General features: G+C 73.0%; 24 protein-coding genes and 2 pseudogenes. 8 read left to right on the forward strand and 18 right to left on the reverse strand.

Annotation, left to right across the window (positions count from 1 at the left end; translation table 11 throughout):
- Positions 1–26: 26 nt before the first annotated feature.
- The 6 genes and pseudogenes from RB614_RS10850 to RB614_RS10875 form a co-directional block, all read right to left on the reverse strand.
- Positions 27–707 (reverse strand): response regulator transcription factor, encoded by a 681-nt coding sequence (locus RB614_RS10850; RefSeq protein WP_308712285.1) that lies wholly within the window; start codon positions 705–707, stop codon positions 27–29.
- Positions 704–1,897: a sensor histidine kinase gene (locus RB614_RS10855; RefSeq protein ID WP_308712286.1), complete on the reverse strand. Its 1,194-nt coding sequence runs from the start codon at positions 1,895–1,897 to the stop codon at positions 704–706. Before RB614_RS10855 ends, RB614_RS10850 begins: the two co-directional genes overlap by 4 nt.
- A 62-nt stretch (positions 1,898–1,959) precedes the next feature.
- The gene (locus RB614_RS10860) at positions 1,960–4,164 is read right to left on the reverse strand and encodes an MMPL family transporter (RefSeq protein ID WP_308712287.1); all 2,205 of its coding nucleotides are present in this window, start codon (positions 4,162–4,164) and stop codon (positions 1,960–1,962) included.
- Positions 4,165–4,321: 157 nt separating this feature from the next.
- Complete coding sequence (locus tag RB614_RS10865) at positions 4,322–4,474, reverse strand: hypothetical protein (RefSeq protein WP_308712288.1); 153 nt, start codon at positions 4,472–4,474, stop codon at positions 4,322–4,324.
- A 424-nt stretch (positions 4,475–4,898) separates the two neighbouring features.
- Positions 4,899–5,120, reverse strand: a pseudogene (locus tag RB614_RS10870) (diaminopimelate decarboxylase); the annotation flags it as partial.
- A 62-nt stretch (positions 5,121–5,182) separates the two neighbouring features.
- A pseudogene (locus RB614_RS10875) lies at positions 5,183–6,034 on the reverse strand (diaminopimelate decarboxylase family protein); the annotation flags it as partial.
- A 186-nt stretch (positions 6,035–6,220) separates the two neighbouring features.
- Here RB614_RS10875 and RB614_RS10880 point away from each other — a divergent pair.
- Positions 6,221–6,895 carry a phosphoribosyltransferase gene (locus tag RB614_RS10880; RefSeq protein WP_308712289.1) on the forward strand — a complete coding sequence of 225 codons (675 nt, stop codon included), beginning with the start codon at positions 6,221–6,223 and terminating at the stop codon, positions 6,893–6,895.
- Positions 6,896–6,926: 31 nt separating this feature from the next.
- On the opposite strand, the gene RB614_RS10885 is transcribed toward RB614_RS10880, so the two are convergent.
- The 4 genes from RB614_RS10885 to RB614_RS10900 form a co-directional block, all read right to left on the reverse strand.
- Positions 6,927–8,684, reverse strand: coding sequence for an ABC transporter ATP-binding protein (locus RB614_RS10885; protein WP_308712290.1), 1,758 nt, complete (start codon positions 8,682–8,684; stop codon positions 6,927–6,929).
- Positions 8,681–11,251 (reverse strand): ABC transporter ATP-binding protein/permease, encoded by a 2,571-nt coding sequence (locus RB614_RS10890; protein ID WP_308712291.1) that lies wholly within the window; start codon positions 11,249–11,251, stop codon positions 8,681–8,683. The genes RB614_RS10885 and RB614_RS10890 overlap by 4 nt, the downstream gene beginning before the upstream one ends.
- On the reverse strand, positions 11,252–12,013 hold the full coding sequence (locus tag RB614_RS10895) for a hypothetical protein (RefSeq protein ID WP_308712292.1): 762 nt from the start codon (positions 12,011–12,013) through the stop codon (positions 11,252–11,254).
- A 163-nt stretch (positions 12,014–12,176) separates the two neighbouring features.
- Positions 12,177–13,250, reverse strand: coding sequence for a PQQ-dependent sugar dehydrogenase (locus RB614_RS10900; protein WP_308712293.1), 1,074 nt, complete (start codon positions 13,248–13,250; stop codon positions 12,177–12,179).
- A 255-nt stretch (positions 13,251–13,505) separates the two neighbouring features.
- On the opposite strand from RB614_RS10900, the gene RB614_RS10905 reads away from it, so the two are divergent.
- Both RB614_RS10905 and gap read left to right on the forward strand, forming a co-directional pair.
- Positions 13,506–14,108, forward strand: coding sequence for a TetR/AcrR family transcriptional regulator (locus RB614_RS10905; RefSeq protein ID WP_308712294.1), 603 nt, complete (start codon positions 13,506–13,508; stop codon positions 14,106–14,108).
- Entirely contained in the window at positions 14,105–15,115 is a 1,011-nt protein-coding gene (gap, locus tag RB614_RS10910) for a type I glyceraldehyde-3-phosphate dehydrogenase (RefSeq protein ID WP_308712295.1), read from the forward strand. Before RB614_RS10905 ends, gap begins: the two co-directional genes overlap by 4 nt.
- A 137-nt stretch (positions 15,116–15,252) precedes the next feature.
- On the opposite strand, the gene RB614_RS10915 is transcribed toward gap, so the two are convergent.
- On the reverse strand, positions 15,253–15,993 hold the full coding sequence (locus RB614_RS10915; protein WP_308712296.1) for a DUF4386 domain-containing protein: 741 nt from the start codon (positions 15,991–15,993) through the stop codon (positions 15,253–15,255).
- Positions 15,994–16,201: 208 nt separating this feature from the next.
- Between RB614_RS10915 and RB614_RS10920 the strand changes: the two genes are divergently transcribed.
- Complete coding sequence (locus tag RB614_RS10920) at positions 16,202–16,603, forward strand: VOC family protein (protein WP_308712297.1); 402 nt, start codon at positions 16,202–16,204, stop codon at positions 16,601–16,603.
- A 101-nt stretch (positions 16,604–16,704) separates the two neighbouring features.
- On the opposite strand, the gene RB614_RS10925 is transcribed toward RB614_RS10920, so the two are convergent.
- Genes RB614_RS10925 through RB614_RS10935 form a run of 3 tightly spaced genes read right to left on the reverse strand, consistent with a single transcriptional unit; the run spans position 16,705 to position 19,076 of the window.
- Positions 16,705–17,568: an SgcJ/EcaC family oxidoreductase gene (locus tag RB614_RS10925; RefSeq protein WP_308712298.1), complete on the reverse strand. Its 864-nt coding sequence runs from the start codon at positions 17,566–17,568 to the stop codon at positions 16,705–16,707.
- A gap of 39 nt (positions 17,569–17,607) precedes the next feature.
- A complete protein-coding gene (locus tag RB614_RS10930) occupies positions 17,608–18,630 on the reverse strand; it encodes a sigma-70 family RNA polymerase sigma factor (protein WP_308712299.1) in 1,023 nt (340 codons plus the stop codon).
- Between the two features lie 38 nt (positions 18,631–18,668).
- Positions 18,669–19,076: a hypothetical protein gene (locus RB614_RS10935; protein WP_308712300.1), complete on the reverse strand. Its 408-nt coding sequence runs from the start codon at positions 19,074–19,076 to the stop codon at positions 18,669–18,671.
- A 1-nt stretch (position 19,077) separates the two neighbouring features.
- On the opposite strand from RB614_RS10935, the gene RB614_RS10940 reads away from it, so the two are divergent.
- Together RB614_RS10940 and RB614_RS10945 are read left to right on the forward strand one after the other, a co-directional pair.
- Positions 19,078–19,242 (forward strand): hypothetical protein, encoded by a 165-nt coding sequence (locus RB614_RS10940; RefSeq protein WP_308712301.1) that lies wholly within the window; start codon positions 19,078–19,080, stop codon positions 19,240–19,242.
- Between the two features lie 88 nt (positions 19,243–19,330).
- Positions 19,331–20,176 carry a nucleotidyltransferase domain-containing protein gene (locus RB614_RS10945; protein WP_308712302.1) on the forward strand — a complete coding sequence of 282 codons (846 nt, stop codon included), beginning with the start codon at positions 19,331–19,333 and terminating at the stop codon, positions 20,174–20,176.
- A gap of 68 nt (positions 20,177–20,244) precedes the next feature.
- Here the strand turns inward: RB614_RS10945 and RB614_RS10950 are convergent, their stop codons facing one another.
- The 3 genes from RB614_RS10950 to RB614_RS10960 all read right to left on the reverse strand — a co-directional run bounded on the left by RB614_RS10950 (position 20,245) and on the right by RB614_RS10960 (position 22,357).
- Positions 20,245–20,757 carry a tetratricopeptide repeat protein gene (locus RB614_RS10950; RefSeq protein WP_308712303.1) on the reverse strand — a complete coding sequence of 171 codons (513 nt, stop codon included), beginning with the start codon at positions 20,755–20,757 and terminating at the stop codon, positions 20,245–20,247.
- Positions 20,758–21,501: 744 nt separating this feature from the next.
- Entirely contained in the window at positions 21,502–21,963 is a 462-nt protein-coding gene (locus RB614_RS10955) for a hypothetical protein (protein ID WP_308712304.1), read from the reverse strand.
- A gap of 214 nt (positions 21,964–22,177) precedes the next feature.
- Positions 22,178–22,357, reverse strand: coding sequence for a hypothetical protein (locus RB614_RS10960; protein ID WP_308712305.1), 180 nt, complete (start codon positions 22,355–22,357; stop codon positions 22,178–22,180).
- 156 nt (positions 22,358–22,513) lie between these two features.
- Between RB614_RS10960 and RB614_RS10965 the strand changes: the two genes are divergently transcribed.
- Together RB614_RS10965 and RB614_RS10970 are read left to right on the forward strand one after the other, a co-directional pair.
- On the forward strand, positions 22,514–23,350 hold the full coding sequence (locus RB614_RS10965; protein ID WP_308712306.1) for an MBL fold metallo-hydrolase: 837 nt from the start codon (positions 22,514–22,516) through the stop codon (positions 23,348–23,350).
- A gap of 268 nt (positions 23,351–23,618) precedes the next feature.
- Positions 23,619–23,921: a hypothetical protein gene (locus tag RB614_RS10970; protein ID WP_308712307.1), complete on the forward strand. Its 303-nt coding sequence runs from the start codon at positions 23,619–23,621 to the stop codon at positions 23,919–23,921.
- A 14-nt stretch (positions 23,922–23,935) separates the two neighbouring features.
- Here the strand turns inward: RB614_RS10970 and RB614_RS10975 are convergent, their stop codons facing one another.
- Positions 23,936–24,850: a LysR family transcriptional regulator gene (locus tag RB614_RS10975; RefSeq protein WP_308712308.1), complete on the reverse strand. Its 915-nt coding sequence runs from the start codon at positions 24,848–24,850 to the stop codon at positions 23,936–23,938.
- Between the last annotated feature and the right edge of the window lie 323 nt (positions 24,851–25,173).

Genomic DNA, 25,173 nt, shown 5'->3' on the forward strand with positions numbered 1-25,173 from the left:
CGGCGTACTGCGATCGCGGTACACCCCTACGGGGCGTCCGGCGACACCAGGCCGTTCTTGTAGGCCACGACCACGAGCTGCGCCCGGTCACGGGCACCGACCTTGGCCATGGCCCGCTGGACGTGGCTGCGTACGGTGAGCACGCTGAGGTGGAGCTCCTTGGCGATCTCGTCGTTGGTCCTGCCGTCGGCAGCCATCCTCATGACCTCGCGTTCGCGGTCGGTCAGGTCGCGGATCCCCGGCGCGGCGGCCGGCGGTGCGGCGGCGCGTGGTGGCGGGGTGGCGAGGAACTGGGTGATGAGGGCCTTGGTCGCGCCGGGGGAGAGCAGGCTGTCACCGCTGGCGACGGTACGGATGGCCGCCAGCAGGGCGTCGGTGGTGACGTACTTGCCGAGGAAGCCGCTGGCGCCGGCGCGCAGGGCGCGGGCGACGTGCTCGTCGTTCTCGAAGGTGGTGAGGATGAGCACCCGGGTGCCGGTCAGGGCGGGGTCGGCGCAGATGGTCTCGGTGGCGGTCAGCCCGTCGGTGCCGGGCATCCGCAGGTCCATCACGACGACGTCGGGATGGTGCACCCGGGCCAGGGCGATGGCCTGCGCGCCGTCGGCGGCCTCGGCGACCACCTCGAGGTCGTCGCAGGAGTCGATGAGCATCTGGAACGTGCCGCGCAGCAGCGCCTGGTCGTCGGCGAGCAGGACCCGGATCGTCACAGCGCCGCCTGGGGTGCCGGGGTATGGGGAGGCAGCGGAAGGGCGGTCACGACCTCGAAACCGGCCGCACCGCTGTCGCTGACCCGCAGGTCGCCGCCGACCGCGTTGGCTCGTTCCCGCATGCCGATGATGCCGTAGCCGGTCGAGCCGCGGCGTGGTTGCTCGTTGGAGCGCCGGTCGTTGGTGACCGTGATGGTGAGCCTGGTGCCGCCGTAGCGGAGGCGCAGCGCGGCCGTCGCCGAGGCGGAGTACTTGGTGGCGTTGGTCAGCGCCTCCTGGATGATGCGGTACGCGGTCAGGTCGATCCCGGGCGGCAGCTCCCGGGGCTCGCCCTCGATCTCGAGGCTGACCGCCAGGCCCGCGGATCCGCAGACCTTCAGCAGGTCCGGGAGCTGGGCCAGCCCCGGCGCCGGTTCGAGGGTCTCGGCGTCGGAACCGGTCTGGCGCAGGACACCGACGGTGTCGCGCAGTTCGAGCATGACCGAGGAGGTGGTGGCCTTGAGGTCGGTGAGGATCTTCTTGGTGAGTGCCGGATCGGACTCCAGCAGGTGGGCCGCCGTGCCGGCCTGCGCGTTGGCCACCGCCATGTGGTGGGCGACGACGTCGTGCAGGTCGCGGGCGATGCGCATCCGCTCCTGCGTGACCCGCAGCCTGGCCTCCTCCTCGCGGGTCCGCTCGGCGTGCTCGGCACGCGCCTGGACGGCGTCGAGCCAGGCGTGGCGCAGCCGGATCCTGCTGCCCATCGCCAGCGGGAGCAGTAGCCACAGGGCGGGCCCGATGGCGCGCAGCGCCACCATCTCGTCGAAGTCGACCCCCACGGCGGTGCCGACGGTGAGCACGGTCGCGACGCCGCCGTACCACCAGGTCGTCCGGGAGTCGGTCGTGGCCGCCAGCCAGTACAGCGCGACCATCAGCGGGGCGAGCAGCAGCGGGGAGAGGATGAAACCGAGGCTCCCCGTGACGACCGCGCAGACGGTGGCGACCACGACCGTGCCGCGCGGGCGCTCGCGGGCCTTGAACAGCGCCAGGCAGGCGATCCCGGTCACCACCTCGGCGACCCAGATGTCCTGCGGACGGCTTTCACCCGGGCCGATCAGATTTGCCCCGATCACCGCCGCACCGAGCAGCGCGAGCACGATGACCGCGTCGGTCAGCCGCGGATGCCGCTCGGCGTACTCCAGGCTGGCCATGGCCGCTCCTCCTCGCGCGCTGCACCGGCGGTACCGGATCAATTGTCGCCCGGGCGAGGCCGTCACGGAGCGCTTGCGGGCACCGGCTCCCGCTCGGGCTCCGGCGCGCCCAGCGGATCCCGCTCCAGGCTCGCGCCCTCGACGTCGACCCGCGGCAGGATCCTGTCGAGCCACCGTGGCAGCCACCAGGCGCGGTGGTCCAGAAGCGCCATGACGGCCGGGACGATGGCCATGCGGACCACGAACGCGTCGAGGAAGACCGCGGCGGCGAGGCTGAAACCGATCATCTTGATGAACGGGTCGTGCTCGGCGATGAACCCGGCGAAGACGGCCATCATGATCAACGCGGCCGCGGCGACGACGCGGGTGCTGTGCCGGAAGCCGGTTTCGATCGCCTCGCGCGGCTCCTCGCCCCGCACGTAGTCCTCCCGCATCCGCGACACCAGGAACACCTGGTAGTCCATCGCCAGCCCGAACACGATCCCGATCATGAAGATCGGCACCGCGCTCATGATCGGACCGGTCTGCTCGACGCCGAGCAGGCCGGCGGCGAACCCCTTCTGGAACACCAGGACCATCGCCCCCAGGGCGGCCAGCGCCGAGAGCAGGAACCCCAGGGCCGCCTTGACCGGGATCAGGATCGAGCGGAACACCACCAGCAGGAGCAGCACGGCGAGCCCGACCACGGTGGCCAGGTAGGGCACCAGCGAGTCCTGGAGCTTGCCGGCCAGATCGATGTTGACCGCGGTGGTCCCGGTGACCTGGAACGTCGCGCCCGTGCCGCCGGTGAGCTCGGCCCGCGCGTCGCGCAGGTCGCGCACCAGGTCCTTGGTCGCCTCGTCGGTGGGGCTGGTGGAGGGGACGACCTCGAAGATCGCGGTGTCTGCGGCGTCGTTGAGGATCGCCGGCGAGACCGATACCACCCCGTCGACCCGCGCCATGTGGCCGGCGATGGAGTCGGCCGCGCTCTTCGGGTCGGCCGCGCCCTTGGCGTCGACCACGATCATGAGCGGGCCGTTGAACCCGGGCCCGAACGCCTTCGCCAGCGCGTCGTAGGCACGGCGCTGGGTGGTCGAGGTCGGCCTGGACTCGTCCCCCGGCATGCCCAGCCGCAGCGCCGTGGCCGGGATCGCGAGCGCGCCGAGCAGCGCCACACCCAGGAGCAGGACCGCGACGGGGCGGCGAAGCACCAGCCGCGCCCACCGTGCGCCGCCACGCCCCGCGGCCTTGCCGGCTCCACCCGCGGTGCGCCGTGCGGAGCGGGTCAGCACCTTGTCGGGCGCGAACCCGAGGACCGCCGGCACCAGGGTGAGCGCGACCAGGACAGCCACCACCACCGCCGCGACGGCGGCCAGCCCCATCTTGGTCAGCATCGGGATGCCGATCACCGCCATGCCGGCGAGCGCGATCACGACGGTCAGGCCGGCGAAGGCCACGGCGGAGCCGGCGGTGCCCACCGCCAGGGAGACCGCCTCGACCGCGGACCGGCCGCGGGCACGTTCCTCGCGGTAGCGGGAGACCACGAACAGGGCGTAGTCGATCCCCACCGCGAGGCCCAGCATCATCGCCATGGTGCCGGTGGTCGCGGACAGGCCGAGCGCGTTGCTGACCGCCAGGATCGACAGCATGCTCACCGCGACCCCGAGCAGCGCGGTCAGCAGCGGCAGCCCCGCGGCGACCAGGGACCCGAAGGTGACCAGCAGGATCACGGCGGCCAACCCGATGGCGATGATCTCGGCGACACCCCCACCGCCGCCGGCCTCCATCGCGCTCCCGCCGGCCTCGACGGTCAGCCCCGCCTTCCTGGCGACGTCGGCAGCGGCGTCGATCTCCGCGCGGCTGGCCTCGGTGACCCCGCTGGCCTTCACGGTGTACATCACGCTCGCGTACGCCGCCGACCCGTCGCCGCTGACCGCGCCGGCCTCGAACGGGTCATCCACCATGGCGACCTGACCACCCTCGCCAAGCCGCCGAACCGCCGACTCGATGGCCGACCGGTACGGCGCCGAGGTCACCTGGTCGCCCCGCGGTGCCACGAACACCACCGTCGCGTCGCCGGCATCGGCCGTGATCCCGGGAAACCGCTCCCGCATCAGGTCGAAGGCGGTCTGCGACTCGATGCCCGGCACCGAGAAGTCGTCATCGGGAACCGACGCCGCCGTCAGACCCGCGAAGACCGCCCCGGCCAGGACGGCCAGCCACACGACGACCACCGGACCGCGGCGCCGGAAAGCGAACCGGCCGAGCCGAGCCAAAAACGCTGCCACAGGACGTCTCCATCTGAAGTGTCGGAAGACATCACGATCCCGCCACGGCCGGCGCGCTGTCGTCCTGCAGGCGGTGACACCTGCCTACTGGATCCGAACCACTTCGTCGCGTCGACGCTCATGCGGTGGCAGTAGCCGGCCGGCGTCGCGCGCGCGGCTACAGCAGGGCGACGCCGGCCAGAAACAGCAACACCACCAGCGCCAGGCCCCTGACGAACAGGAAAGCGGCCGCCGCCGACCGGTCGGCCCGACACGCCCGCCGCGACCGCGCCTCGCGGACGATGTCGCGCCGGTTGATAGAGGTGCTCACGTCTTCACGGTCCGGCGGTCGGCCCGGTCCGGCAACGGGCCCGGGCAAAAACCTACGCCGTCTTGACGCGTTGTGCGGCGGCTTGCCGCCGCCACCATGCCTCGTTCGCGCTGCCCTCGTCCATGGCGACCATTGTGCAGAAGGCGGCTCGGGCGCGGGGACGGGCGACCACCGTGCGTCCACGATGGACAGCTTGGCGCGGGCGGTCCCGCGGTGCTCAGGCCGTGCCCGGGTCGAGGTCGCGGACGAGGATGTCGTCGATCGTCTCCCGGCGCACCAGCACCTTCGCGACTCCATTGTGGACGCCGATCAGGGGCGGCCGGGGCACCAGGTTGTAGTTCGAGGCGAGCGGCAGGTGGTAGGCGCCCGAGCCGGGCACCGCGAGCAGGTCGCCGGGGCGCAGGTCGCCCGGCAGCGGCGCGTCCCGCACGATGACGTCGCCGGCCTCGTCGTGCCGGCCGACCACCGTCGTCGGCCGGGTGGTGTCGCGGCTGAGCCGGCCGACCAGGGCGGCGGTGTAGCGGGCGCCGTACATGGCCGGGCGCGGGTTGTCGCTGAGCCCGCCGTCGACGGCGACGAGCTGGCGCCCGCCGGTGTCCCGGCGCACCGCCAGGACTCGGTACAGCGCGACGCCGGCCCGGGCCACGATCGCCCGGCGGGGGTCACGACCAGCCGTGGCACCGGCACCCGGTACCGCTGGCTGGAGATCTGGAGGATGGTGCGCACGCGCGCCGCGAAGGCCGGGAGCGCGAACTCGGCCTCCGCCTCGGTGCCGGGTACCGCGTGGCCGCCGCCGAGGTTGATCTCGCGCAGCGGTACGCGGTGCGTGGCGGCGAGCGCGACGAGCTGGTCGATGGCGCGTTCGTAGCCGCCGAAGCGGGTCACCTGCGAGCCCAGGTAGAAGTCGAGGCCGACCAGGTCGAGCGCGGGCTGGTCGGCGATGCGGCGCAGCATGCCGGCGAGGGAGTCGGCCGGCAGGCCGAAGCGGTCGGTGTCGGGGCCGGCGGGGAGCGCGGCGGCCGGGTCGAGGCCGGGGCGGCCGGGGCCGGGGAGCACGCGGAGCAGCACCCGCTGGCGGCCCTTGGCGAGCGCGGCGAGGCGGGCGACCTCGGTGGGGGACTCGATGACGACGGTGCCGACGCCGTACGCGAGCGCGCGTTCCAGGTCGGTGGGGGTCTTGGCGTCGCCGTGCAGGATGGCGCGGTCGGCGGGGAAGCCGACGGCGGCCGCGGCGGCGAGCTGGCCGGCCGAGCAGACGCTCAGGCCCAGCCCCTCCTCGGCGACCCACCGCAGCACCGCGCGGCAGGTGAGCGCCTTGGCGGCGTACGCGACGCCGGTCGCGCCGAACGCCGCCGTGTACTGCCGGCAGCGCGCCCGGACGTCCTGTTCGTCCAGCACATACAGTGGCGTGCCGAACTGTTCGGCGACGCCGGCCAGGCCGGTGCCGCCCACCTGGATCTCCCCGTGGCCGCCGCGCGCCGTGGTCGCCGGCCACAGCTGGGCCGGCAGGCTCGGCGGCAGCGACGCCCGCAGCGAGGGGATCACGTCCAACAAGGTCATGCCCTCCACGGTGCACCCGCCAAGCGCCTCGACCCCGTTTCGCTACGCGATCCCTACGCCCCCGGCCACCGCCCGGCGCCGAAAGGGCGTACATCGGGACAAAACATGGTGATCACCGGCACGCTTACCGCCGTGGACAGGCGGGTACGGACCTCGTCGAGCAGCACCGGAACGAGAGGGTCCGCCATGCCATCCACCGATCCAGCCGCCTTCCGTGACCGCGCCGAGGCCGGCCATGCGCTCGGCGCCGAGGTCGCCGCCCACCTGGGCCAGGACGGGGTATCGGGCCGCCCGCTGGTCCTCGCCCTGCCGCGCGGCGGCGTCCCGGTCGGCTACGAGGTCGCCGGCACGATCGGCGGCGACCTGGACGTGGTGGTCGCTCGCAAGATCGGCATGCCGGGCCGGCCGGAGTTCGGCATCGGCGCCGTCAGCGCGCACGGGCCGCCCATGTTCGGCGCCCACGTACACCAGGTCGACCTGACCGGGCCGGAGATCACCGCGACGGTCGCCGCGGAGCGGGCCGAGGCACGCCGCCGGCTGCGCCGCTACCGCGGGGACCGGCCGCCTCCGGATGTCGCCGGCCGCACCGTGATCGTCGTGGACGACGGCGTCGCCACCGGCGTCACCGCGACGGCCGCGCTGCGCCAGCTGCGGATGCGGAACCCGCGGCGGCTGGTCTTCGCGACGCCGGTCTGCGCCGTCGAGACCGGTGTCGCGTTGGGCAAGGAGGCCGACGCCATCGTCTGCCTTCGCGTCCCGACCGACTTCACCGCGGTCGGCGCCTGGTACGAGGACTACCGCCAGCTCACCGACGAGGACGTGGAGGCGATCCTCGCCGAGGCCTGGAACGAGACCCGTTGAGGTCGGCGGGGTCGAGTGGGCACCGCCGCGTTCAGGTGTCGCTACCGCCCGCCGAGACGACCCGCCATCCGGTGGCCGCCTCGCGCCGGCGCCAGAAGTCGGCGAACCGGCCACCGGCGGCCAGCAGTCCCTCGACGGTGCCGTCCTCCACGACGCGGCCGTCCTCGAGGAACACCACCCGGTCGGCGTGGCGGATGCTGCCGAGGCGGTGGGCGACGACGACCCGGGTACGGGGCGTGGTGCGGTCGGCGAGGGCCTGGACGACGGCGGCCTCGTTTTCGGTGTCCAGCGCGCTCGTGGCCTCGTCGACGAGCAGGATGGGCGCCGGCTTGAGCAGTGCCCGGGCGATGCTCACCCGTTGGCGTTCCCCGCCGGACAGGGCGGTGCCGGCTTCGCCGACCGCGGTGCGCTCCCCGTCGGGTAGGCGGGCGGTGACCTCGTCGACGCGGGCGAGCGCGACCGCGTGCCCGAGGCGGTCTTCGCCGGCGCCGGGGTCACCGGCGAGGACGTTGTCGCGGATGGTGCCGTCGAACAGGTACGGCTGCTGGAACACCACGCTGACCAGGGCGCGGCGCTCGTCCGGGGCGAGGGCGGCGGTGTCGTCGCCGTCGACGAGGACCCGTCCGGCGGTCGGTTGGTGCAGACCGGCCAGGAGGGCGAGCAGGGTGCTCTTGCCGGATCCGGAGGGCCCGACGATGGCGGTGGTGGTGCCCGCCTCCAGGGTGAGGTCGAGCCCGTCGAGCACCTGCGGGCCGTCGTCGGCGTAGCGGAAGGCGACCCGCTCCAGCCGGATCCGCGGCGCGCCGGTCGCCGTGCCCGGCCGCGCCGACGCTCCGATGGAGACGGTCGGGGCGTCGCGTACCGCGCGGATCCGGCGCAGGGCGGTGGTGGCCGTCTCGATGCCGGGCGTGAGCTCGCCGAGCGCGGCGAACGCCTCCAGGTAGCGGGCGACGACGACGAGGAGCGCGATCGCCTCGGGCACGCCGAGATCGCCCCGAACGGCGAGTGCCGTGGTCGTACCCGCGAGCAGCACCAGGGCGGCCTGGCTGGCGAGGCCGAACAGCAGCTGCCCGGGAATTTGCAGCAGCACCAGCCGTACGGTCGCCCCGTGCTGGGCGGCGAGGGCGGCGCCGACGAGACCGCGGGCCGGTTCGGCGCGCCGGGCGGCGCGCAGCGCCGGTTGGGTACGGGCGAACTCGACGATCCGTTCGGTGAGGGCGGTGTTGGCGTCCTCGGCGGTCCGGTCGGCGACCCGGCCGATGCGGCGGGTGGTCCAGAACGCCACGAGCAGCACAGGCACGCCGGCGAGGGCGGCGAGGCCGAGCGGCACGGAGATCGGCAGCAGGGCGAGCCCGATCGCGACGGGCAGCAGCACCGCGCCGGCGACCGGCGTGACGAGGTAGATGACCAGCCCGACGAGATCGGGTCCGGTGGTCGCGACGGCCTGCCGCGCGGTCGCGGTGTGCGCCGCGGTGAACCAGGTCAGCCGGATCCGGGTGAGCCGGTCGGCGATGCTGTGCTGCCCGTTGTCCAGCAACGCGAAGCCGAGGTCGAACCCGATCCGCGCGGCGGCCGTGTCGACCGCCCAGCCGGCGGCGGTGACGGCGGCCAGCGCGCCCAGCCACGGCCACGCTCCGCCCGGGTCGGGGCCGAACAGGTCGGCGACCAGGGGTACGAGCAGGACCGCGCCGGCGGCCCGCAGCGCCACGCCCAGGACGGTGAGGGCCGCGTGGCCGGCGGCCAGCCGGCGCCGGTCGGCCGGCAGGAGCTGGAGCAGGGTGCGGATCACAGGGTCGCCTCCGCACGCGCGGTGGTGCGGTTCGCGCCGGCGTCCCACAGCTGCCGGTAGCGGCCGCCGGCGGCGTGGAGCTCGTCGTGGGTACCGGTTTCGGCGACCCGACCGCCGTCGAGCACGACGATCTGGTCGGCGCCGGTGATCGTGTGCAGGCGATGGGCGATGACCAGGACGGTGCGGCCGGCGGTGAGCCGGTCGAGTGCCCGCTGGACGGCGTACTCCGACTCCGGGTCGGCGAAGGCGGTGGCCTCGTCGAGCACCAGAACGGCCGGGTCGGCGAGGATCGCGCGGGCGATGGTGAGGCGCTGCCGTTCCCCGCCGGAGAGGGCGGCGTCCGGCCCGAGGACGGTGTCGTAGCCGCGCGGCAGGCGCAGGATCCGCTCGTGGAGGTACGCGGCCCGCGCCGCGGCCTCCACCCGCTCGCGGCTGGCGTCGGGGAGGGCGAGCGCGATGTTGTCGTGGACGGTGCCGTGGACGAGCTGGGTCTGCTGGAACACGAACCCGACCCGTGCGTACAGCTCGTCGGCGGTCAGGTCGCGCACGTCGTGGCCGCCGACGCGGACCGCCCCGGTGTCGACGTCGTGGAAGCGGGCCAGCAGCGCGGCGAGGGTCGACTTGCCCGAGCCGGACGGGCCGACCAGCGCGGTGAGCGTGCCCGGCCGCAGCACGATCGAGACGCCGTGGATGACCGGGACACCCGGCCGGTACCCGAAGTCCACCCGGTCGAACACGACCGTTCCCGGCGCTTCGGCCGCCGCCGCGGCGGGCCCGGCGCGGACCTGTAGCTCGGACTCGTCGAGCGTGGTCTGGATCCGGCGGGCGGCGAGCAGGCCGGTGCGCAGCCCGCTGAGCCCGTAGCCGATGCCGAGCAGCCGGGCCCCGAAGGTGGTGCCCAGCAGCAGGAACGGCAGCAGCGACACCGGATCCATCGCGCCGGAGCTGACCAGCCAGGTACCGAGGAAGGCGATCAGCAGCAGGAATGTGGCCGGTCGGGTGGCCAGGTCCATCAGTGTCTTCTTGCCGGTGAACGGCCGCTGCCAGTCGTCGAGGAACCCGATGTACTCGTCGAGGCGGGCGCGGAAGGTCGACCCGGCGGCACCGCCGAACACCCGGATCACCGGCTGTCCCTCCAGATAGCCGGCGGCTTCCCGGTTCATCCGCTCCGACCAGCGCAGCGCCAGGGCGGTGCGGGCGCCGGACTGGACGACCATCACCGTCATCGTCATGACGTAGACGAGGACCGGCAGGAACAGTGCCAGCGCGATCCGCCAGTCCACGGCGAACAGGTACGCCAGGACGGCGACCGGTGCGACGACGGCCGCGACGGCGTCGGGGACGGCGTGCGTGACGAGGTAGTGCAGCGCCAGCGTGTCGTCCCGCACGACCTGCTTGACGTGCCCGGAGCCGCGGGCGGTGAACCAGCCCAGCGGCAGCCGCGCGAGCTTGCCCAGCAGCCGCCGCCGCAGGTCGCGGGCGAACCGGGCGTCGACGGCATGCAGCCAGAGCGTGAGCGCCCCGCCGAGGAGCGTACCGGCGCCGACGAGGCCCAGTGCCCAGCCGCCGAGGGTCCACAGTGTGGATTCCGCGGCCCCGGCCAGCATCCGCCGCGCCAGCTCCACCAGGAGTACGAACGGGGCGAGCTGGACAAGCGTGACCACGGCCTGTAGCGCGCCGGACAGGATCAGGGTCCGTTTCAGCGGCGCGAGCAACCGGCCCGCGCCCTGGGCCCGCCACGCCCCGCGCACCGCCGGGCCGGACGGTGCGGCGGCGGCGGGCGCGGGTTCGGGGGCCGCGGCGGGCTCCGGCTCGGGCGTGCCGCGCCGCTTGCCGAACGCGCGGCCGTAGTACCAGTACGCCTGGGCGTACAGCTCGGACTTCGGAAACCCGAACTCGTCGCGCAGGCGGGTGCGCAGGTGTTTGAGGGAACCCGACTCCGGGCCGGCCCACGCGTACCAGTCCGACCAGTCCCGGGCTTCGATCGCGGCCGCGAGGGACGCCGGCCCCTGCCGAGGTACCCAGTGGATCCGCGCCCGTGGATGCGGTGTCAGCGGGACGAGCGGGTCGGCGTCGTCGTGCTGCTCGAGATAGACCTCGACCGGCACGTCCACCGGGACGGCGGCGAGGATGGAGTTGACGGCCGGGATCGAGGCGGAGTCGCCGATCAGCAGGTACCCGGCCGGCGGCTCCTCGGGCACGTCGAACTTCGACGAACCGAGCGAGGTCGCCATGATGGTCCAGCCCGGCTCGACACGTTTGGCCCACAGCGAGGCCGGGCCGGCCGGCTCGTGCAGCACCATGTCGATGGTGAACTCGCCGGTGGTCTCGTCGGCCGAGGAGATCGTGTACGCCCGCTGGTGCTCGCTCTCCCCGCCGTCCGGGTCCGGAAACCAGAACCGCAGCCACGCCGTCGGTACGGCCACGGCGTCCTGGAACAGTGTCGCGGAGGTCAGCCGCACCCGCACGAAGTGCGGCGCGAGCGACTCCTTGCCGACCACGGTGACCTCGTGGTCGCGGGCGCCGTAGCTCCGGATGACCACTCCGCTGAATCCGCGCTTGGCCATCTATGACTCCTTCTCGATCGCGAGATCCTCGGCGGCGAGGTCTTTTTCGGTGGTGGCGAGGTCTTTCTCCGTGGTGGCGAGGTCCGCGACGATGTCGGCGACCGGGCGGCCGGGCGGGGCCACGCCGAGCAGGCCCCGGATCGCGCCGGTCAGCACCAGCCGCACGTACTCCGCTCGCGGCACCCGCGGCAGCGCGGCGTGCGCCGGGGCGAGGCGGTCGTCGACGTCGAGGCCCGCGGTCGCGGCCCGGCGCTCGCGGTCGAGCCCGCCGGCATCTTCGCGCTCCACCGCGACGCTCTGCTCCTCCGACGCCGCCATCGCGATGGTCAGCGACGCGACCGCGCCGCTGACCACGACGGCCGCGTCCGGCGCGTAGCCGCGCCGCGCGAGCGCCTCGACCTCCGCGGTCAGCACCCGCCGGCCGGCCTCGCCGCGCGGGAACAGCACCTGCATGTACCGGGCCATCCCCGGACGGGTGAGGGTGAACGCCCGCAGCTGCAGCGCGAACGACAGCAGATGCGGCTCGATGCCGTGCCGCGGATCGTCCCGCAGGACCAGCTCGGCCAGGACGCTCTCCCCGACCAGCCGCTCCAGCCCCCACCGCCCGTCGACGTGGCGGTACAGCGCGGCCGCGGTGACGCCGAGCTCGGCGGCGACCGCCTTCACGCTCAGCGCGCCCATGCCCAGGGCCCGACCGACCCGGACGATGTCGTCCGTGCTGATGCGCGGCGCGCGCCCGCCGGCGTGGGCCCTGCCAGGCACCGTCGCTCACTCCCGAGTGAAGTTATAGGGGGTAACAAAGGGTACCCTAACTTCCACTCGGTCGATCGGTCAACGGCTTTCCCGGGCCGGGCGCTTCGCCTTCGGAAGGTGCGGCGAGCACAGGGAAGAGACGCGGGGCCGGACACCGGCCCGGGTCAGGCGGTCAGGGGGTTACCCGCAGGATCATGTCGTAGTCGGGGGCGGCGTGGCCGTTGGTCAGTACCCACAGCGAGCCGTCCGGGGCCGGCGTGACCTGCCGCAGTCGGCCGTACTTCCCGGTCAGCAGCTGCTCCGCCGACGAGCCGTCGGTGTTGATCCGGTAGAGCCGCTCCCCGCGCAGGCAGGCGATCCAGATCCGGCCGTCGTGGTAGGCGATCCCGCTGGGTGAGGCGTCGGCCGGCTTCCACGTCGCGATCGGGTCGGTGAACTCCGGTTCCCCGCCGGTGCCCTCCACCTCCGGCCAGCCGTAGTTGGCGCCGGGCTCGATCCGGTCGAGCTCGTCGAGCTTGTGGTGGCCGAAGTCGGAGGCGTAGAGCTGGCCGGTCTCGTCCCAGGCGATTCCCTGCGGGTCGCGCAGCCCCCAGCTGTACACCGGTGAGCCGTCGATCGGGTTGCCCGGTGCGGGTTTCCCGTCCGGTGTGACCCGGAGGATCTTGCCGCCCAGGTCGTTGCGATCCTGGGCCTTGGGACGGTCGTCGGCCTCGCCGGTGGTCACGTAGAGCATGCCGTCCGGACCGAACCTGATCCGCCCTCCATTGTGGATTTCGCCCGGGGTGATGCCGGTCAGGATCGGCTCGAGCGGGGCCGGCGAGTCCAGCCGTAGCCGGCTGACCCGGTCGTCCCGCTCGGTGGTGTGGAAGATGTAGATCCAGCCGTCCCGCTGATAGGTGGGGGAGACCGCGACCCCCTGCAGCCCGCCCTGGACCGGATGGGCGATCTCGGTGATGGTCCGGACCTCGGTGACCTGCCCGTCCGCGGTGACCCTCCGTAGGCGGCCGCTCTCCCGCTCGGTGACCACCGCCGACCCGTCCGGCAGGAAAGCCAGGTCGAACGGCATGCGCAGCCCGCGCGCGATCGGCTCCACGGCCGCCGGCTCCACGACCGGGGCGTCACGCACGGTCGGGCGGGCCCACCAGCCGTAGAAGGAACCGTAGGAGTAGATCCCGACGGCGGTCGCCGCGACCGCCACCACCAGCAGACCGGTCAAGCCGAACACGAGGATCCGCCGCCACCGCACGCGGTGATCATAAACGTCCTCCACGCGCCCTTGGGATCGACGACCATCGTTGAGATAGGGCGTGGCGTCGCCGCCTCCGGGCCCCGGGCCAGGCGGATCTTCGGGCCGCTGGCCGCCGTCGACGTGACGTTCGTCCGTCGGTCATGTCGACGCCGCCACGAAACCCGCAAGAGTTCACCGGCGCTCGCCGGCCCGCCTCCGCCGGCGGGTGGGGGCGGTCGAGGTGCTGTACCTACTGGTATGTACAGTGAGGCGATGGATTCGCGACAGCTCCTGGTCGACACGATGGGCGAGCTCATGTGGGAGCGCGGCTACGCCGACACCAGCCCGCGTAACGTGCGCGAGCGGTCCGGCGTGGGCCAGGGCAGCATGTACCACCACTTCCCGACCAAGCGGGACCTCGCGCTCGCCGCCCTCGAGCGCAACGTCGCCGACCTGCTGCCGGCCGCGTCCGAGCTCGACGGTCCGGGCGCCCCGATGGCCCGGATCGAGGCATACCTGATGCGTCCGCGCGACGCCCTCAAGGGCTGCAAGGTCGGCCGGATGACGCAGGACCCGCAGGTCCGGGAGGATCCGGTGCTGCTGGCTCCGGTGGCGCGCGCGTTCGCTCAGGTCCACGTCAGCTGGGTCAAGGCGCTGCGCGAGGCCATCGCCGCGGGCGAGCTGCGGGACGACCTCGACCCCGAGCACCTCGCCCACACCCTGATGGCCGTCCTGCAGGGCGGCTACGTGCTCGCGATCGCGCAGCAGGACCCGGGCCCGTTCGACGGCGCCCGCGCCGGCGTCCTCGACCTGCTCCGGGCGGCGGCACCATCCGTGCCCAACCACGAGAACAACAGGAGGAATCGAACGCCATGACGGTACGCATCGGCATCAACGGGTTCGGCCGGATCGGGCGCGGCTACCTGCGCGCGGCCCTGGCGAACGACGCCGACGTCGAGGTGGTCGCGGTCAACGACCTCACCGACGCCCGTACGCTGGCCACCCTGCTGGAGTGGGACTCCATCTCCGGCCACCTCGACGGCGTCGCCTTCGACGGCGACGCGATCGCCGTTCAGGGCAAGCGCATGAGGGTCTTCGCGCGGTCCGACCCGGCCGCCATCCCGTGGGGTGAGGTCGGCGCCGACATCGTCATCGAGTCCACCGGCCACTTCACGGACGGCGTCGTGGCGGCGGCCCACCTCAAGGGCGGCGCGCGGAAGGTCATCGTCTCGGCGCCGGCCAAGGGGGACGTCCCCACGTTCGTTCTCGGGGTGAACGACGACCGGCTCGACCCGGACAGCCACGACGTCTTCTCCAACGGTTCGTGCACCACGAACTCGCTGGCGCCGCTGGCGAAGGTGCTCAACGACTCGTTCGGCATCGAGTCCGGGCTGATGACGACGATCCACGCCTACACCGGCGACCAGCGGCTGCACGACGCGCCCCACTCCGACCTGCGCCGGGCCCGCGCGGCGGCCGTCTCGACCATCCCGACCTCGTCGGGCGCGGCGAAGGCGATCGGCAAGGTCATCCCGGAGCTCGACGGGCGTCTGACCGGCGCCGCGCTGCGCGTCCCGGTGCCGGCGGGCTCGATCACCGACCTCACGGTGGTGCTGCGGCGGCGCGCCGGCGTCGAGGAGGTCAACGCGGCGTTCCGCGAGGCGGCCGGCTCCGAGCGGCTGCGGCACTACCTGCAGTACTCCGAGGCGCCGCTGGTCTCCGCGGACATCGTCGGCAACCCCTACTCGTCGATCTTCGACGCGCCGCTGACCGAAGCCGTCGGCGACCAGGTCAAGGTGCTCGGCTGGTACGACAACGAGTGGGGGTTCTCCAACCGCCTCGTGGAGTTCTCCGAGCGGATCGCGGTGACCGTGGCGGCCTGACGCCCGGACCACGCCCGCGCCGGATCGCACCCGCGCGCGGATGTTGGCCGCCGGGCTGCCCGTGCGTGCTGGGCTACGCCGACTTCGAGGCACAGAACCTTCGGTGGCACGGGCGGGAGGTGTGGGCGGTGCACGGTTCAGCCGGCCACCGGCGCCGGCGTGTGTACGGCGGGCGGCGCCTGGTCCAACGCCCGCCGGCGCACGCCGCGGACGAGCAGGTAGCCGACCATCCAGAACTCGCCGACGGAGGCGGGGTACGCGAGTGCCTCGGCGACGACGTGCGCGTCCGGGGCGAGGTACCGGACGAACGCGCTGAGCACGTACCCGACACCGCCACCGACGAGGATCCAGCCCAGGACGCGGGGCATCCAGCCGGACCGCAGCACGCACCAGCCCATGGGGATGAGCCACAGGCCGAAGAAGAGTGCCCCGACGCCCCACAGGCCGTTGCTGACCAGGTACAGGACCTGGACGTTCGCGGCCGCGTCGCCGACCGGGTCGACCGATACCTCGACCGCCGTGGCCAGCAGGGCCGCGCTCACCAGGCCCACGACCGAGTTGACCAGGCCGAACGCGGCGATCCCGCTCGCGGCGAAGGAGTCCACGCCGCGAAACAGGCGATAGAACCAGACGGCGGCGAGGGTCTGGGTGACGACCATGCCCAGCTCGAAGGCGACGCCGGCGCGGGCGAGCGACTCGTGCGCGACCAGGTTGGCCAGCGTCGCCTGGGCGTCGTCGGCGGCGAAGAGCCGCGGGCGGATGATCAGGAACCCGAGTACGCCGGTGATGGCGACGCCCAGGTAGAACAGCCCGGTCACGCGGGCGGTACGAGTCAGCGCGTGCTCTCGATCGGAGCGGGGGCGTGGAGGGGTTCGCATGAGCTCTCCTTGATTCGAATGCCTGGGACCATGTACAGAAAACTTGACATGTCGAAGGTAAAACAGCCCCGACATGGTGTCAAGAATCCTTAACTCGACCTGGGGTTGGCTCGTACACCGCGATCGGCCAGACGCGGACGGCGGCCGGCGCGCTGCCGGCGCCGCATCCTCGCTACGCTCAACGGCGGGCAGCGAGAGGAGCGGGTCAATGAGCGGTGTCGGGAGTCTGAGTGGCGTCGCGCTCGAGTGTCCCGATCCCGCCGCGCTCGCCGACTTCTACAGCCGGGTCACCGGCTGGCCGATCGTGTACGCCGACCCGGACTGGTACTCCGTCGGCGAGAGCCAGGACGCTGACCTGCACCTGTCGTTTCAACGGGCGCCCGGCTACCAGCCACCGACCTGGCCCGACCCGGCCTCGTCGATGCAGCTTCACCTCCACTTCCGGGTCGACGACCTGGACGCGGCGGAAAACGCGGTCCTCGCCCTGGGCGCCGCCCGGCTTGACCACCAAGCGAGCCCGACCCGGCACCGGGTCTTCGCCGACCCGGCGGGCCACCCGTTCTGCCTGTGTCCCCGGCCGGGTCGGACCTCCGTCGAGTCCGCCGGGTAGATCCGGACGGTCCGGCTGCCGGCCCCCGGCCGGGCGCCCCTTCCGGATACCGCTGGCCGCGCACGGCAAGCCGCACCCGTGAGGTGGTCCCGGTGCCCCGGTTACGGGCGCAGGTCGGTCCTGGCGTCGCCGGTGGCCGGATCGTAGGGGTAGGAGAGGTGCTGGTGGGTCATCAGCCAGGCGCCGTCTCCGCGCTGGAAGACGCGGGTTCCGCGGGACCAGCTCTCCACGGCCTGGCCGTCGGCGGGTTCGACCCGGATGTGGTTGAGGCCCCAGGCGACGGCGAGATCGCCGTCGACCAGGATTCTCAGGTCGGGAACGGTCCAGGTGACGGTGCCGTCGCCGGCCGCGTCGAGTCCGGCCGCGCAGACTTCGCGGACGGCTCGGATGCCGACGTGCCGCAGCGGCTGGTCGTGTTCGTACGAGACGACGTCGTCGGCGATGGGGGCCATCAGGCCGTCGAGGTCCTTGGCGGCGGTGCTGTCGAACCAGCGCTGGTGCAGCCGGCGCAGGTCCCGCTCGGCGGCGGTGCGGTCCCGGTCGGGCGCGGGCCGCGCCGCGGTGGCGGCGTCGGCGAGCGGGAAGGAGTGGTGCTCGTGGACGACGACCCACCGGCCGTCCCGCTTGCGCAGACCCAACGTCAGCCGCAGTCGGTTGCCGGGATCGTCGGCGAGGTCCCGCTCGGTGCCGCAGCGCAGCAGGGCGTACGCGAACGCGACGTCGTCACCGGCGGTGACGTCCAGCGACTCGATCTCGAACACGGCGCCCCGCGCCTGCCACTGGAAGAACGGCGGCCAGGTCTCGCGGTAGGCGTCCAGGCCACGCACCCCCTGATGCGGTGGCGGCACGTCGAACATCACGATGTCCTCGGCGTGGTCGGCGAGCACCGCGGTGAGATCGCCGCGGTGGACCGCCCGCGCCCAGCGTTCGATCAGGGTGCGGATCTGCTCCTCGTCGGTACCCATGGTCTGCTCCGTCCTCGTTGGTTGACGTGTCCGTCAGGACTACAACCCGGGCCGGTCCGCAAACTCATCGCGAGTCAGGCGGTCCGGCAGGCCGAAGGCCGGGAAGTCGGCGTCCAGGAACGAGACCACCTCGGCCACCTGCCGCCCGCGCAGCGCCAGCAGGTCCAGGCCGGCCGGGACGTACGCGCCCCGCTGGTCGCTCCACAGGTACGTGCCGAACGCGAGCTGGCCGTTCGCCCGCGCGGGCAGGAACCGCCAGCGATGCCGCGGCACCGCGTCGACCAGGAACCCGCGGATGTCCGCCCGGCCGGCGTACCAGGTCGTCAGCGGCGGCATCGAGTACCGCGCGTCCTTCGCCAGCATCGCCACGATGGCGTCGACGTCGCCCGCCTCCCACGCCGCCATGTACCGCCGGGCCAACTCCCGTTGTGCCGCGTCGCCGAGCGTCCTGAGGGTCTGCCGCTGGCTGGGGTCCGGGCACAGTTCGGCGACCGCCTTGCGGGCCCGCTGCAGAGCGCTGTTGACCGCGGCGGCCGTGGTGTCCAACACGTCGGCGACCTCGCCGGCGGCGTACCCGAGCACGTCGCGCAGCAGCAGCACCGCCCGCTGCGACGCCGACAGGTGCTGCAGGGCGGCGACGAACGCCAACTCCACGCTCTCCCGCGCGACGGCGCGGGCTTCCGGGCTCAACCGCTCGGTCCAGCCCATCAGCTGATCCGGGTACGGCTCCAGCCACGCCGCCTCGGCCAGCGGCGCCCCCGCCGGGCTCAGGTCGGTGGGCAGCTCCCGCCGCCCCCGCCGCTCGATGATCGTCAACGACCGGTTCGTGGCGATCTTGTACAGCCACGGCCGGATCGACCCGTGATCCTCGAACCGCTCCAGGCCACGCCACGCCCGGTCCAGGGTCTCCTGCACCGCGTCCTCCGCGTCGTGCGTCGACCCCAGCATCCGGTAGCAGTGCGCGCGTAGCTCGTCCCGCAGCGGCCCCACCAGACGGCCGAACGCGTCGCCGTCACCCGCCCGCGCCGCCACCAACAACCGCGCCGCGGCAGACTCGCCCATCCGATTCGAACCGCCCCCGCGGCCGCCGGCATAGCCCATCACCGCGAGGCTACGCCACACACCCCGGCTCCGCGGCGGAGGGCTTCGCCGCGGCCACCATCGAGCTCCCCGGGAGCGGTGACCGGCCCCGCTGCGCCGCCGCCGACCAGGCCCGCGCCGACCTGCGCGGGGCGCTGGCGGCCGGTGAGCCGGTCGACGACGAGATCGTGGACCGGCTCGTGCTCCCGCTGGTCGACACGGCGGTCCCGGAGTGGCGGGCCACCCTGGACGCCCTCCTTTCGCTGCCCGGGATCGGCGGCCCGGTCGGGTACGCGGGAGGGGTGATCGCCATCGGCATCCGGCTGGCGGTGGTCGAGCCGCGCGTCTCGGCCGCCCTCCTGTTCGCCGGGAGTTTCGTGCCCCGTGCCCTGTTCGAGGAGGCCCGGCAGGTCACCATTCCGCTGCACGTTGCAGTGGGACGACGAGGGAAACGACCGGCAGCTGGCCCTGGACCTGTTCGACGCCTTCGGCTCCACGGAGAAGACGCTGCACGCCAACATGGGCGGGCACACCGGCGTCCCGTGGTTCGAGGGGGACGCCGGAAACCGGTTCTTCGCCCGACACCTGACGTGAGGCCGGCGCGAGGTCGGCCGGACCACCAGTCCACCCACCCGTGCGGCGGCTCGTCGCTGTTGGCCGGTTGGAGGCGGGGGAGCGGGGCGTGGTGGAATCCGAGGTTGTGGACGACAGCACGCTGGTGGAGCTCGGCGAGCGGCTGGTGTCGGTCGGCGGGGTGGTGGCGGTCGTGCTTGGCGGTAGCCGCGCCCGCGGCACCCACCGCCCCGATTCGGATTTCGACCTGGGTCTGTACTACCGCGGCGCGCTCGACGTGGCGGCGTTGCGGGAGCTGGCGGGGCGGGTGGCCGACGAGCCGGTCGAGGTGACGGCGCCGGGCGGTTGGGGACCGTGGGTCGACGGCGGCGGCTGGCTGACTGTCCAGGGTCGGCGGGTGGACTGGATCTACCGCGATGTCGACCGGGTGCACCGGGTGTGGGACGACTGCCGGGCCGGCCGCTACGAGGTCGGGTTCCAGGTTGGCCATCCGCTGGGCTTCTACTCGCATGCCTACGCCGGGGAGGTGGCATTGTGCCGGGTGCTCGCCGACCCCAGCGGGGAGGTCGCCGACCTGCGGGCGCAGACCCGGCGGTACCCGGCGGCGCTGGGGGAGGCGCTCGTGGACGGGTTGTGGGAGGCGGACTTCGCGCTGCGGCTGGCCCGCTACGGCGCGGACGGCGCCGACCCGACATACGCGGCCGGGTGCCTGTTTCGCGCTGTGGGCGTGGCCTGCCACGCGCTGCACGGCCGGGCCCGTCGATGGCTGATCAACGAGAAAGGCATGGTGGCATCGGCGGCCGGGCTGCCGATCGCACCACCGGGCTTCGCCGAAGGTGTCCAGAGGCTGCTCGGCGAGATCGGGCAGTCGCCACCGCGGATCACCCAGACGACCTCGCAGGCACACACAATGCTGGCTGGAGTGCGCGCCGCCCTCGCCCATCCTCCGCGGTGACGCGGCTGTCACACCCCGAGGAGAACTCGCCACGCCCCCTCCTGAGCACGAGCCTCGTGCGGGACGCGCTACGCGGGACGCCCGTCGGCGAGCCACCGGGCGAGGCCGCGCAGCCCGACCGCCCACCGCCCGAGGTCGGTGACCTCCGCGTGCTCGGTGACGACGGTGAGCAACTCGGCCACCGCCTCGTCCGGCCGCTGGGCGTCGTTGAGGGTCAGGGCGCGGAAGACGCGGACGGAATCGGAGCCGGGGAACTGGCCGCGGGCGCGGTCGAGCACCGCCAGGGACTCGTCCAGCTCGCCGAGCCACCGCAGCGTGCTGGCGTACTGGCACAGGCACCGGCGCAGCACGTCGCCGTCCAGGCCGAGGGCGAGCGCCCGCTCGTAGTAGCCGCGGGCGGTCTCTTCCTGGCCCGCGGTGTCGTAGGCCCCGCCCACCTCGTACAGCACGACGGGATGGTCTGGGTGCTCGGCGAGCAGCGCCTGGAAGTAGGCGATCGTCGGCGCCATGTCGGCCCGGTCGCGCTGGTCGTAGCCGCGCTGGATCGCCTCGGCCAGTTCGGGCGTCACGTCGGTCGCCACCGCGGCAACCCCCTGCCACGATCCGGAAGATCGATTCACCCTACCGCAGCCCCGTCCGCGGTCCGCGGATCGTGGAGAGCTACCCGCACCAAACCCCGATTCGGGCTACCGCGACGTCCGCGGTGGTCCGGACCGTTGCTCCCGCGGCCTCACCCTCCGCGGGCCGCGATCGTGGTACTCCGGTGCCCCTCCGAGGGCACCTAGATACCACGATCTCAACGCCCGCCCGGTGCTCGTCGGCCAGACCGACCGGGAGGAGGGTGACCAGCGGTGGAGGGTCAGGCCGCCGGAGCGACGGTCCGGACCCTATCTCGCTCGTCCTGATTTTGATCAAGGCCATCGATCACCGGCCTCACCCTCCGCGACCGGCGATCTCACCCCGGCCCCTGCGGGGAGCCGGCGGCCGTGCGTCCACGGCACCTCTCCACCCCGGCCGCGGCCGGAGGTGGACGTGTGTGTGCGGGAAGCTCTCGACCTGCCCCGTCTGTGCGTGCGGCCCATGGCTTACCGCGCATGCGCCGCGCCGGTGAGCGCGGCTTCGGCGCTGGGGTGGGCTTGTGTCGCGGGTCCGGCAGCGGAGGCCGGGGCTTTCGGCGAGCGCCAAGCTCGCCGCCGAAAGCACCCCAAGAAACGCTCCGCTGCGCTCCACGTTTCCCCGGGGACCCCGCGCATGCGGTCTACAGCCGGCGGCGTGGACCGGGGCAAGAATCCAAAAGCTGGACGCGCCGCCCGACCCCGGAGGCTCTACTCGGCGGTCAGCTGCCGCGCCAGCCGATCCAGGCCGTCCTTGATCAGCTGCCCGTACCCGTCATCGCCAAGCGCGCCGATCCCCGCCCGCGCCCGTTGGAGGTGCTCCCGGGCCCGGCCGAGATCACCGAGCTTGCGGTAGCAGTCGGCCAGGTTGAGGTGCAACGACGGATACAGGCCGGACACGGACAGCGTCACCCCCGCTTGTGCCACCCGGTCGTCGGTGAGCAGGTCGGCCGCCGCCAGGGCGCGCTGATCCCAGATCAGCTCCTGGTGGACGTCGTCCTGTACATCAGCCATCGAGTGCGCGAGCACGCAGACGTGCAGCGGATCCCCCTGCTCTCCGCCGATCTCCTCCCAGATCCGCGCGAACACGTCGCGAGCGGCGTCACGCTGGCCCTGACCATGGTGCAGCTCGACCCCCTGGCCGATGCGAGCGACCGTTGGATCGGTGATCATCGACGGGCTCCCTCTGCTCGACTCGCCACGACGGCATCATTCAACCGCAGAACCGGGACCAGCCGCGCGCGGCCCGTGGCGGGACGGCGCCGTCCACGGAAGCCGATGTGGAGCGCGCCGCCGGCATCGTGCGGACCTGGCTGGCGCGAAACCCGTCCCGGACGAGGGGGCGGCGGGGCGACGTCGAGGCGATGCTCGCCGGCCGTCGCGCCGATCAGTCGTGTGGCGGGCCCGCCGCGCGGTGGTGTCCGACCCGTTCCTGCTCGGCGGCGTAGGCGGCGTTCAGCCGATCGAGGGGTCCCGGGCCGTCGTGCGGCTTGGGCGGGGCGTCCAGGTGGCGCACCCGAAGCTCGTCCATGAGCTCCTCGATGAACGTCGGGCCCGCATCGCGCATGAACCGCTGACGCCCCCAATATAGTGGTTGCAGAACGCAACCACTGGGCGATGACCGCGACCGGCCGATCGCGCTCGCCCTGCTCGAGCGGCGGTCGTTCGAGCGGGGCGGCACGACGCACCGTTACGCCATCCGCGACGTGAAGGAGGCGAGCCCGTGCTGACCCGGGTCGCGGACGGTGTGCTGGTCCACCAGAGCGAGTTCGTCCAGAGCAACGCCGTCGTCGTGCAGGGCCGCGCCGGCGTGTTGCTCGTCGACCCCGGGGTCCGGGAGCACGAGATGGCCTGCCTCGCGAACGACCTGTCCCGTGCGGGCCAGACCGTCGTGGCCGGCTTCTCGACGCATCCGGACTGGGATCACCTCCTCTGGCACGCCGAGCTCGGCGCGGCCCCCCGGTACGGCACCGCCCGCTGCGCGGCCGCTGTCCGCGACGAGCTGTCCGACCCGGGTGCCAAGGCCCGCATCACAGAGCACCTGGCCGAAACGGAGATCGCCGATCAGGTGCCGCTGGACCTGTACGGCCTCGTCACCGCCCTGCCCGCCGGGACGGCGCGGATTCCCTGGGACGGCCCTGGGGTCCGGATCATCGAGCATCAAGCGCACGCACCGGGCCATGCGGCGCTGTTCGTCGAGGATCGCGGCGTCCTCGTCGCCGGCGACATGCTCTCCGACGTCCTGGTTCCGATGCTCGACCTGAACGACACCGCCGACCCGATCGAGGACTACCTCGCGGCGCTGCGGCTGCTGGAGGCCGTGGCGGGCGAGGTCGACGTCCTCGTCCCCGGCCACGGGTCGGTCGGCGCGGCTGATCAGGTACCCGCGCGGATCGAGCGGGATCGGGCGTACGTGCTCGCCTTGCGCGAGGGCGAGGTCCCCAGTGACCCGCGGATCGGCCCATCGGCCAAGCCCGGCTGGGAGTGGGTGAGCGATGTGCACGACGGGCAAGCTCAGCGCCTGGCCGAAAGGGACGAACGCGGCGGCACTCGCCGGTGAAGCATTCCAAGGGATGGGCTACCGCGACGTTCGTCGTGGTCCGGACCGTTGCGCGGGGCCATCGCGACCGCTCGCAGTGGGCAAGGTCCCCGACATCGCCCACTGCCGCGCCGTCCGGCCTCGCCATGACCGCCGCCGGATCGACGGCGGCCCGCGGGCGCCGCCATCTGCGATCTTGACAGATCCTTGACCGCCCCGGGCGACCATGATCCTTGTCGCGTTCCTCGCGACAGCGGGTATCTGTCGGTTATCGGAAAGGTGTGGATCGATGAGAGTAAACGTGGGTCGTCGCGTCGGTGCGGGTCTTGGCGTGGTGGCGGGCGCCGCGGCGTTGGTCGCCCTGGCGGCGGCACCGGCGGCCGCGAGCCCGCTGTTCGACGGCGGCGGCCGCGGTCCGACCGCGGAGGTCGCCGTCCAGAGCGCCTTCTGGGACGCGCAGATCACCGCGCAGTCCGTCGGCTTCTACGGCGAGTGCGCGATCGTCGGTACGCCGGCCATTTTCGAGACCTTCAACGACCCGAACTTCGGGCACGTCTTCCGGGCCCAGCTCACCATCTCCTGCCAGCGGTAACCCGCCGCGGGCCGTCACGCCGTACGGGCGGGCAGCGGCTGTCGGGCGTGCTCGCGCAGGTGTCGCAGCACCTGGAGTACGGCGGGCAGCACCCGCGCCTGGCGGCGGTGCAGTGCGGTCATGGTGACGACGGTGCTGTCGCCGGCCAGTGGCCGGGTGACGATCAGCCCGGCCCGTTCGAGCGGGTCGCCGAGCACGCTGTAGTCGGGCAGGACGGTGAGGCCGATGCCTTCGGCGACCATCATCTTGCCCATCTCGGCGCCGTCGGTGGAGTGCCACGCGGCGGGCAGGTCGGAGCCGAAGAGCCGGTGGGCGAAGCGGTACATGAGGTAGCCGGAGCGCATCGCGACGAAGCGTTCCGCGCGTAGGTCGTCGGCCGAGATGGTCGCCTGGGCGGCCAAGCGGTGCCCGGCCGGCAGGACGGCCGCGGGGCGGCCCACGAGCAGGGGAGTGGGTTCGAGGTCGGGTGGTACGTCGTCGCCGTCGAGCAGGTTGACCAGGCCGAGATCCAGGGTGCCTTCGGCCAGCGACACCTGGATCTCGTCCTGTTGCAGGTTGCGGATCTCGACGGCGGCGCGGCCGTTTCCGGCCTGGAAGGCGCGCACGGCGGGTAGCACGAGCGAGGCGGTGCCCGCGTTGACGGTGCCGATGCGCAGCAACCGCCGGGTGGCCAGCTGGTCGCCGGCGGCGGCCTTGAGCCGGTCGACCGACTCCAGTACGTCGACGATCGGCTGGAGCAGCTCGCGGCCGGCGAGGCTGATCCGCGCGCCGGAGCGGTGCCGGTCGAGCAGGGTCACCCCGAGCTCCCGTTCGAGCTTGCGGATGGCCTCGCTGATGGCCGGCTGGGAGACGTGCAGCTGCTCGCTGGCCCGGCGCAGCGAGCCGTAGCGGGTCACGGCGGCGAGGTACTCGAGCTGCTCTATGCGCATGGCGCACTCCCGTGGGTGATCGGGTCTGGCGTCCGGGTGATCGGCAACACCTTCCACGAGACGGCTTGCGCGACAATTACCTACTAAGCCTATAGTGCTTATAGGGAATCTGTCGATCACCCTGGTCTGCCGATCAGCCCGATCTGCCGATCACCCCGACCCTGTGGCCGGTTCGGCCCGTGACGTGCGAGGAGGTGCCGATGATCGAGCCGGGTCTCGTCTGCCGTCGGCACGTCGACCTCCGGCGCACCGCCAGCTGTCGGTGAGCTGACGCGGGCCGGTCCGCCCGCGCGCGGCTCCGCACACCCACTGCCCGCTACCGC

The organism is Phytohabitans maris (assembly GCF_031085175.1).
GTDB lineage: Bacteria > Actinomycetota > Actinomycetes > Mycobacteriales > Micromonosporaceae > Phytohabitans > Phytohabitans maris.